The sequence below is a fragment of the Kitasatospora sp. Root107 genome, assembly GCF_001424875.1.
GTDB lineage: Bacteria > Actinomycetota > Actinomycetes > Streptomycetales > Streptomycetaceae > Kitasatospora.
The window spans coordinates 37,160-45,504 of record NZ_LMCT01000027.1; the positions used below are offsets into that span (position 1 = coordinate 37,160).

At 63.4% G+C, this 8,345-nt stretch carries 7 protein-coding genes; 4 read left to right on the top strand and 3 right to left on the bottom strand.

The genetic code is table 11. The features are described from left to right. Window positions 1-233: 233 nt before the first annotated feature. The gene (locus ASC99_RS23455; protein WP_057235252.1) at window positions 234-677 is read right to left on the bottom strand and encodes a MerR family transcriptional regulator; all 444 of its coding nucleotides are present in this window, start codon (window positions 675-677) and stop codon (window positions 234-236) included. Window positions 678-805: 128 nt separating this feature from the next. On the opposite strand from ASC99_RS23455, the gene ASC99_RS23460 reads away from it, so the two are divergent. From ASC99_RS23460 to ASC99_RS23470, 3 genes are all read left to right on the top strand, one after another. Next, window positions 806-1,471 (top strand): class II aldolase/adducin family protein, encoded by a 666-nt coding sequence (locus ASC99_RS23460; RefSeq protein WP_057235255.1) that lies wholly within the window; start codon window positions 806-808, stop codon window positions 1,469-1,471. Next, window positions 1,468-1,854 (top strand): carboxymuconolactone decarboxylase family protein, encoded by a 387-nt coding sequence (locus ASC99_RS23465; RefSeq protein WP_057235257.1) that lies wholly within the window; start codon window positions 1,468-1,470, stop codon window positions 1,852-1,854. Before ASC99_RS23460 ends, ASC99_RS23465 begins: the two co-directional genes overlap by 4 nt. 175 nt (window positions 1,855-2,029) lie before the next feature. Beyond that, window positions 2,030-3,715 carry a serine/threonine-protein kinase gene (locus tag ASC99_RS23470; protein WP_057235259.1) on the top strand — a complete coding sequence of 562 codons (1,686 nt, stop codon included), beginning with the start codon at window positions 2,030-2,032 and terminating at the stop codon, window positions 3,713-3,715. Window positions 3,716-4,462: 747 nt separating this feature from the next. Here the strand turns inward: ASC99_RS23470 and ASC99_RS23475 are convergent. Next, on the bottom strand, window positions 4,463-4,693 hold the full coding sequence (locus ASC99_RS23475) for a hypothetical protein (RefSeq protein ID WP_157531703.1): 231 nt from the start codon (window positions 4,691-4,693) through the stop codon (window positions 4,463-4,465). A gap of 606 nt (window positions 4,694-5,299) precedes the next feature. Here ASC99_RS23475 and ASC99_RS37620 point away from each other — a divergent pair. Beyond that, window positions 5,300-5,905 carry a DUF4145 domain-containing protein gene (locus ASC99_RS37620; protein ID WP_082598566.1) on the top strand — a complete coding sequence of 202 codons (606 nt, stop codon included), beginning with the start codon at window positions 5,300-5,302 and terminating at the stop codon, window positions 5,903-5,905. 14 nt (window positions 5,906-5,919) lie between these two features. Here ASC99_RS37620 and ASC99_RS38830 read toward each other — a convergent pair whose 3' ends face one another. Continuing rightward, a complete protein-coding gene (locus ASC99_RS38830; RefSeq protein WP_157531704.1) occupies window positions 5,920-8,034 on the bottom strand; it encodes a hypothetical protein in 2,115 nt (704 codons plus the stop codon). Window positions 8,035-8,345 lie beyond the last annotated feature (311 nt).

An 8,345-nucleotide genomic window follows, 5' to 3' on the forward strand; every position in this document is an offset into this window, starting at 1 on the left:
CCTTCAAACGCGAGACCCTGCAAGGTGCCAAGCACTGGCCCACCGCCCGCCAGGCTCGCCTGGACACCTTCCGCTGGGCCAACCGCTACAACACCCGCCGACGGCACTCCCACCTCGGCCAACTCAGCCCCACCGCCTACGAAGCGGCCCTCAGAACGAGATCAACTACACTCGCGCGAGCCGCATAAGACGTGTCCTCGCATCAGGGGGAAACCCCCACATGCCATGGGTCATCAATCGGGGCGGCCAGATGCACGGCGACCCGATCGGTGGCTCTCCGCAGTCCTCACCGCGCCGTCCGGCGTCCGCCATGCCGCCATCTGCTCCCCGAACTTCGGGCACCGGACGATGTCCTCTTCCCCGCACTGAAGGGCGTGGGTCAGGAGCTGGTGGGCGTGGTCGAGATCGACCATACGCTGCTCGACCTCGGCGATCTTGCTGCGGATCATCGCCTGCCGGTGCGGCTGCTCCCGCTGGAACTCGCGGATCTCGGCCAGGGTGAGGCCGGCCTGCTGGCACTTGCGCAGCAGCACGATCCGCCCGGCGGCCTCCGGCGGATAGCGCCGCTGCCCGCCCTGGCGTTCGGGCTCGGGCAGCAGACCGTGACGTTCCCAGAACCGGATGGCCGAGGCGGGCACGTCGGTGATCCCGGCGAGCTGACCGATCGTCAACCGCACTTCCTGCCCCCGGTTTTCTCTGTTCCGACCCCGCTTGACTTAAACCTTAGTGCAAGTTGAAGAGTGGTCCGCATCTGGACAGCGGCTCATCAGCGGCCGCTGACACAGCCGACCTCGGAGATGCCGCCATGACAGAGACACCGACACCGAGCAAGCAGGCACACCAGCTCGTCGAAGCCGCCGACAACCTCTTCACCACAGGGGTGATGTCCCACTCCGGCCACGCCAACCTGAGCGCCAGGCTCGACGGCGACCGTTTCCTGCTGACCCCGGGATTCGTCCGCGGCCTGCGCCCCGAACACCTGGCGACCGTCAGCCTGGACGGGCAACTGCTCGAGGGCGAGCTACGGTCCGTCAGCACGGAGATCATCGCCATGCACAGCGCCGTCTACCGCGCCCGCCCCCAGGTCGGCGCGATCATCCACACCCACTCCCCCGCCGCGACCGCCTTCGCGGTGGCCCACCGGCCACTGCCCTGCCGCACCGAGCCGATGCTCCGCTTCGGACAGCCCGAGGACGTTCCGGTGGTGCCCTGGGGTCCCCGCGGCTCGGACGTCTCGGTCCGCGGTATCGCCGACGTCCTTCGGCTGCGCCCGACGACCTCCGCCGTCCTGCTGGCCAACCACGGCCTCCTGGTCTTCGGCCCGGACTCACCGGCCACAGCCCACCTCGTGGTGGCCATCGAGGAGAGCGCCGAGGCCGAACTCGCCGCCGCAGCCCTCGGCGGAGCCGTCGACTTCCCCGCCGGTGCCCTGGAAGCCGTCCGCGCCTCGATCGCCCGGGTCGCGTCATGACCGACCGCACCCCCGCCGACGCCATCCGCGACCGCTACCGCACCACCCTCGGCACCGTCCCCCAGGGCGTCGAGGACCGCCTCCAGCTGGCCGGGCACCTCGGCCGCCTCCCCACCGAGGAGGCCCTCGCGGCCCTCCGCCACATCGTGCTGACCGACAACCCGCTCGGCCCCCGCATCCAACAACTCGTCCACTTCGGCCAGCTCCTGGCCCTCAACCACCCCACCCCGGCCCGCATCCACGCCCGGGGCGCCCTCCACACCGGCGCCACCTTCACCGACCTGATCGGCGTCACCGAAACCGCCCTCATCACCGCCGGCGTACCGGCCTACGCCCTCGGCACCGAGATCGTCGCCGAGCTCGTCGCGGCCGAACGGACCTGAAGAGCCCGTCCGGCCTGACGATCTGACGACCGCTCAAGCAGACCCTCCGCTCCGCGCGGTCTGGTCGGCGGGCAGCTCGACCGGCGCCGCGCTGCCCGGGGCGCGCCGGACGGCGTGCGGCGGGAGACTGGGAAGAGCAGCTCGGGGACACCATGGGACGGACAGTGGGTTCGGCATGAGCTCTCAGGACGATGGTGCGCCCGACGTCGGCCGGGTGGTGGCCGGCCGCTACCTGCTGCAGGAGCAGCTGGGGCGCGGCGGGATGGGCACTGTCTGGATGGCCCGGGACACCAAGCTGGAACGCTTGGTCGCCGTGAAGGAACTGAGCGTCAGCGGCATCCCGGAGCGCGAACTGCCCACTCTCAACTCCCGGATGCAGCAGGAGGCCAGGGCGGCGGCGAAGATCAAGCATCCCGGGGTGATCACGGTCTACGACGTACTGGAACAGGACGGTCGGCCGTGGATCGTCATGGAGCTGATCGACGGCCGTTCCCTGGCCGACGTGATCGACTCCGAGGGCACCCTGCTCCCGCGCGACGCCGCCAGGATCGGCGAGCAGATGCTCGCGGCGCTCGACCAGGCACACCGGCACGGCGTGCTGCACCGGGACGTCAAGCCGGCCAACGTCCTGCTGGAGCGTGGCGGTCGGGCGGTGCTCACCGACTTCGGCATCGCACTGCTGGAGGGCGCACCCGGCCTCACCCGCACCGGCGACATCGTCGGCTCGCCGGACTACGTCGCCCCGGAGCGGGTCAGCGGCCACCGCCCCGGCCCCGAGTCCGACCTGTGGTCCCTGGGCGCCACGCTGTACGCGGCGGTGGAGGGCCAGTCACCGTTCCACCGCACCACCACCATGGGCACCCTCCAGGCGGTGATCGCCGACCCGCTCCCCGAACCCAGGCACGCGGGTGCCCTCGCTCCCGTCATCGAGGCACTGCTGCGCAAGGACCCGGCCGAACGCCCGACGGCGGACCAGGCGCTGGCCATGCTCGCCGAGGCCGCACTCACCGCTCCCGGCCCCGGCCCGACCCAGCCCCATGCCCCGACCCAGACCACACCGCCGACCCCGATCCCGCTGCCCCCGGCACCGGTGCCCGCACCGCCGACTCCGACTCCCCCTGCCCCGAGTCCACCGGCCCCGCCCGGCGACGGCCGACGCCGCCGAACCCTGCTGGTCGTCGGGTCCGCCGTACTGGCTGCGCTCCTGACCGGTGGTGTGGTGTTCGCGGTGGTCAACAGCGGCTCGGAGAACCCCGCCCAGACCACAACCGTCGTCGCCCCCACGACCACCCCGCCGAGCTCCCAGCCACCGACGACTCAGGCCCCGACTTCCCAGGCCCCCACCTCGCAGCCGCCGACCTCACAACCACCGTCCAGCCCACCCAAAACCTCGCCGCCGACCTCCGCCGCGCCGACCGCACCGGCGGCACCGGCGGGCTTCCGCTGGGTGGATGATCCGGCCGGCTTCCGCGTCGCGGTCCCGCAGAACTGGACCCGCACCGAGACCGGCGGCCAGATCGACTACTCACCCGACGGCGGGCTCCACCTGCTCCGCTTCGGCATCGGCCCCGGCGCGACGCAGAGCTCCGAGGCACACTTCCTGGAACTGGAACAGACCGTCGCCCAGCAGACCGACTACCAGCGGATCACCCTGCAGACGAACGTCTACCAGGGGAGTTACGGCGCCCTGTGGGAGTTCAGCTGGACCGACGCCAAACGCGGCCCGCGGCACGCAGCCGACCAGGCTTTCGTCGCAACGAACGGCACCGAGTACGCGATCTACCTGGCCTCCCCGGAGGGCGACTGGACCACCACCCAACAGCAGTTCGCCACCGTGCTGAACACCTTCCAGCCGAAGTGACAGCACCCAGGTCAACCGACCTCCGCCGGTCGGCTGCCGTTGCGACAGGTCGAAGCGAACCTCCCCGATGGCCCTGCCGTCGACGCCGGGATACATCAGATCGCTCCAGATGACGACCTCGCCCCGCAGCCGGACCCGGACCTCAACCCCCGCCTCCCCGCTGGACACCCCGTCCTGAGCCGCCACATCCACAGTGCGGGCCCGTTCCGTCGGGTAGAGCGGCCCTCCGGGCCTGAGCAGCCGGCTCGGAGGCCCGCCGACCGCATGAGCATTACTACGCGCAATCAGGTCGAGACCGTCGACAAAGAGATACGTGTGCACGGCACCGCACAGGGGCGGCCCGCTCCGTCCGGCAGCCCGATTCCCTGCCGCCCACCAACCCGGCCGCACCCTCCGCCACCCAGCCCTCCCACTGACTGCCCGTCATGTGCCGCCCATTCTGGCGCAACTGTGACGCAGCTCCAGGCCACACCACAGCGTCGACCGATTTACAGTCCGCTGGGCGGACCACCTCTGACGTGCTATCAGTTGGCAACTCATCGGCTGTGGTCCGCCACTGGTCCGGATCATGATGTTCGGGCCTCTTCGTCCCGAAGCAACCTGGGTACCCGCCCGACATGGGCAACCTGTGCTGCTGACCTGCACGGACAGGCCGCGAACGCCCGTGGCTGTTCGCCGAAGTACGGGGCGGTTATAGCGCAGTTAGGTACTCAGTCTGCCCAATGCACACGGCTCGGTTGACTGGGCCTACAACAGCTTGTACGCCCAGCGCTCGGCATTCATGGCGCCCGTGGGCCGCTCGGCTACTCCTGTGGCTGCGCGCTGTACAACCACAGAGCTTCGCTCCGCCCAGACTTGGTCGTTGGGCATCAGGAACAGCGGCTGATCAAGCTCGAACACGTCGCAGCCAGGCTCAAAGTCAACGCGGTTCAGGAGCAGCATCCTGGGGGCCGTGACGAGTGCACCGTCGAGCATCATGCCAGCCATCATCGCTCGGCGGCCGTAGCCTGCACACCTGGCTTGCAAGACGAACCTGGATCATGACGAGGCGTGACGCCTGATGTCGCGTGGCGCTGAACCTGCAGGTAAGCGCCACGCGGTAGGTTTCATGATCCAGCTCGGAATGCCTGGTGCCACCCCGTCCGCTCACGCATCGCTCACGCCGATCAGCAGACCCCAACGCTAGATGTACCGGTTGAATGCATGTGTTGATGCCTGGCGATCTGTTCTGGCCCCAGCCTGGGCCGACCGGGCGATCCGTTCGACAGCACCCCGGACCCACCGCTCCACCGACCGCTCGCTCACCCGCAACGTGGCAGCGATCCCGGTTCTTCTCCCCGCCCCAGAAGCGCTCCACGGCCTGCAGCCAGATCCGCTCTCGCGCAGCCCTGTCGGCGTCGGTCAACCCTCCGCCATGCGCGTATCTCACGACTCCTGGGCTACTGCGGCCGACCTGCTCGTGTCAGCCAAACGGTCCCGACATCACCCAATTAGGTTCAGTAGCGAGCCGGCCCTCCCGCATTGCAGCATCAAGAGACTTCAAAGCCACGTGATGGATCTCGCTAGGAGCAGTAGGATCCACGCATGACCGGACATGGTGGCATCAAGCACTTCAAAGGACCCGAGAACCAGTTCAGTGACACCACATCAGGTGGCGCATTTACTCGTTTCACCTGTGGGCATTGCGGAAGGGAAGCCGTTGCCGCAGTGATCGCCGAAGCAACCACACAGGGAACGCAGTCAGTCAGGTGGGTTCGCTGCAGTGGATGCCACGCGGGGAGTGTCTATAGCACTGACTCTCAGTTTCCCGCCCCACTGCCTGGAGAAGGACTTGATGGACTTCCCGAAGATATCAAGTCAGCCCACCAAGAAGCCAGATCATGCGCAGGAGTTGAGGCATATACGTCATGTGAAATGATGTGCAGAAAAATCCTCATGCATGTTGCGGTCGATAAAGGCGCACAGGAGGGAAAAACCTTCGCCACATACATTGAATACCTGGAAACTGGAGGCTATACGACTCCCCCAATGAAGCCATGGGTGGACATCATTCGAAAGAATGGAAATGTAGCCGTGCATGAAATTCCGGCAACAAATAAGGATCGAGCCTTGAGCACCTTGATCTTCACGGAGCAACTATTGCGGACTGTATACGTCATGGAGCATCTGGCCCAAAAGTTTGCGCCCTGAATCGCTTCAGCCCGCTAGTGATTTTCCTTCCATTGATTCCATGCCAACTCAAGGATGGAAGAACGAGTATTGCTCGACCTCTGAAGGTAATCCCTCTTGAACGCAAGGGCGGAATCTCTCTGTTCAGAGTCACTTAGAGAAGATTTCAGATGCCTGGTAAGCCAGTCGAGAACCTCTGCGCCCCTTTGAATATCATCCTCATTGAGAGACATCGCCAGATTTACGCCAGCCTGCATCTTTGCATCAGCGGCCTCGGATGAGGTAATGCATAGGAGATCGGTAAGGCTAGCAGGATCCAATGCCGTCCAATGCGCAGATTCATTCTCGCCAGCAATTTCGAGCATAACGCTATCCCAGCTTGCAATCACATGATAGTCAAGCCCGCTACTTGATGGCCCCTCCAGTTGGGAAATGATATTCGCGTCATGCCTCACCAAGATCTGGGGGCGAGGCCGTCCAAGCTTCTGGAGCGCATAGGAAATCTCTCTCTCGGCTGGCACTCTGTCCCTACCGTCAACGTGCTCGCGAAACCCGACCGAGATTCCGTAACGAAGAAATAGATGCTCAAGAGACTTCATGAGAACATTCCTTGCCTCCCGGAACTCCCGACCAGCGACCAGCGGCGTGCACCCCAGGCTGCTTAGATAGGAAGGAAAGCTCCTCCCTTTCAATCTATTTGAAGTCGAGGCTGACGCATAGTAAGAGACAAAGGCATTCGTCGAATAAGCTAGATCCGAGTCTAGTTCTACGATATGGGAGTAGTCTCGTGCAGCGCTAATTAGGTGACTCGCCGCCTCCTCCAGATAGTCCCGGGGGATGACAAGCTTGAGATCGTGGATCCCGGCTTGTCGACTCAAGCTGTACGCAGCGGTGAAGAACCTACTGTCCACCCTTCCGCAGAATTGATTAAGCAAAACTGGGATTGCAACATTGGAGTCTAGAACAACAACCGGCTTAGTCTCGGTTCCGCCAAAAGCTGTTGCCAAAGCAGACGGCTTCAGCTGAGTCAGGATGGAGAAAAGCTCTGTGGCCATGAGCGTCTTCCCCATGGCAGAATCGGCGGTTACCTCTGCAAGTTTCCTCACCAGCCAGTCAAATTCCTCATCCTTTGACACACCAAGCCGGTGAAGGCAGCCTTCAAGATCTCGCAGCTTGCTGGCAGCAATCTTTCTCAGATGGTTCGAGTCGCCTCTACCGAAGGCCCCTGCCGTCATCCTTCCTAGTTGCGAGGCTAGAGCTCCCAGGTGAGGGAGAATTTCGTGAGTTGCCTGCTCGATATCTCCATCAACGCGCCCTTCCAGGAGCGAACGGAGTTCTCCGAGAAATTCTACCCGAGAAGCTTCATTGAGGGCCCTGTTGCTGAGAGCTCGATCTTTCTCATCAGGCGCCAGCGAAATTTCACCCTTGATGAGTTGAACCCTCTCCTCCTGCATCATTCGATCCATGGCTGATTCAACCAGGTCAACCTGTCCCGCTGGCAGTCCCAGGTGGGCAATGAAAGACTCAGATGCCTCTGCTACCGATCCCCGCTTTCCATTTGATTCGCTGCTGATAATAAAGGAAATGATCGCGCACTCAAGCGCTCCTTCTCTGAAGCCTTTAGCTGCATCACTAAAAAAGATAAAGCTGAAAACGGCCTCATTTACAAAGCTGGAATACTTTGGCTCAGTGGAATCCTGGCCCTCGAATTCAATTCCAGCAATTGCCAGGAGCAGAGTGGTTTCACCGCTCTCATAGAAGGCACTGGCGAGCGACTGCGAGTCCACGCGATCAACCTGAATACCGGTTTCGCTGGCAATCTCATCCCGCAAACGCTGGAACTCCAACTCGGGGATCCTCCGAGTTGAAACGAGAATGAAACGACCGGCTCCATAATTACTTGAGGCTTTTGCGGCATCCTGCTTGAGCTTAGCTTTCCAATCCCTCTCAACAGACAGCTGAATAATCACCTTGCTCGGCGATCCATTTGCGTGCAGAATTCTTACATCGACACCCCCATCCTTCCACCCGTCGCGAAGCTCCGGAGCCCCATAGCCGCGCAGTGCGAGATAATGAATTGCAGCATCCTGAAGCTGATTGGGAGAGAATGAATTGATTAGTCGATTCAGCGACTCGATCTGCAATGCCATCACCATCCATTTTCTATACAGCGAAGCGTTCCGGCGAATCAATTGGCCATTCTGGCAAATCCTATCGGCGCTCCAGTCGCCATATTTTAAGGGTTCCCCAGCACGAGGCGAGTCAAGCAACTGAACTTGATTGGGTGATGTCGGAGCCGTTTGCCTGACGGTGGCCAGTCCGGTCCGGTAGTCGTTGAGTGTGAGACCGCGTTTGAGATCTGAGATGACTGGGCCTGGGGTCTGCCCGGGCAAGAACGGCCCGCAGACTACAGTGCGTTGCACGAGTTCAAGATCGGCTGCTTCTGAGGCGGGCTTACAGA

Coding starts and splice junctions, on each gene's coding strand:
- ASC99_RS23460 (WP_057235255.1), top strand. CDS start 806: ATGACAGAGACACCGACACCGAGCAAGCAGGCACACCAGCTCGTCGAA.
- ASC99_RS23465 (WP_057235257.1), top strand. CDS start 1,468: ATGACCGACCGCACCCCCGCCGACGCCATCCGCGACCGCTACCGCACC.
- ASC99_RS23470 (WP_057235259.1), top strand. CDS start 2,030: ATGAGCTCTCAGGACGATGGTGCGCCCGACGTCGGCCGGGTGGTGGCC.
- ASC99_RS23475 (WP_157531703.1), bottom strand. CDS start 4,693: ATGATGCTCGACGGTGCACTCGTCACGGCCCCCAGGATGCTGCTCCTG.
- ASC99_RS37620 (WP_082598566.1), top strand. CDS start 5,300: ATGACCGGACATGGTGGCATCAAGCACTTCAAAGGACCCGAGAACCAG.
- ASC99_RS38830 (WP_157531704.1), bottom strand. CDS start 8,034: ATGGCATTGCAGATCGAGTCGCTGAATCGACTAATCAATTCATTCTCT.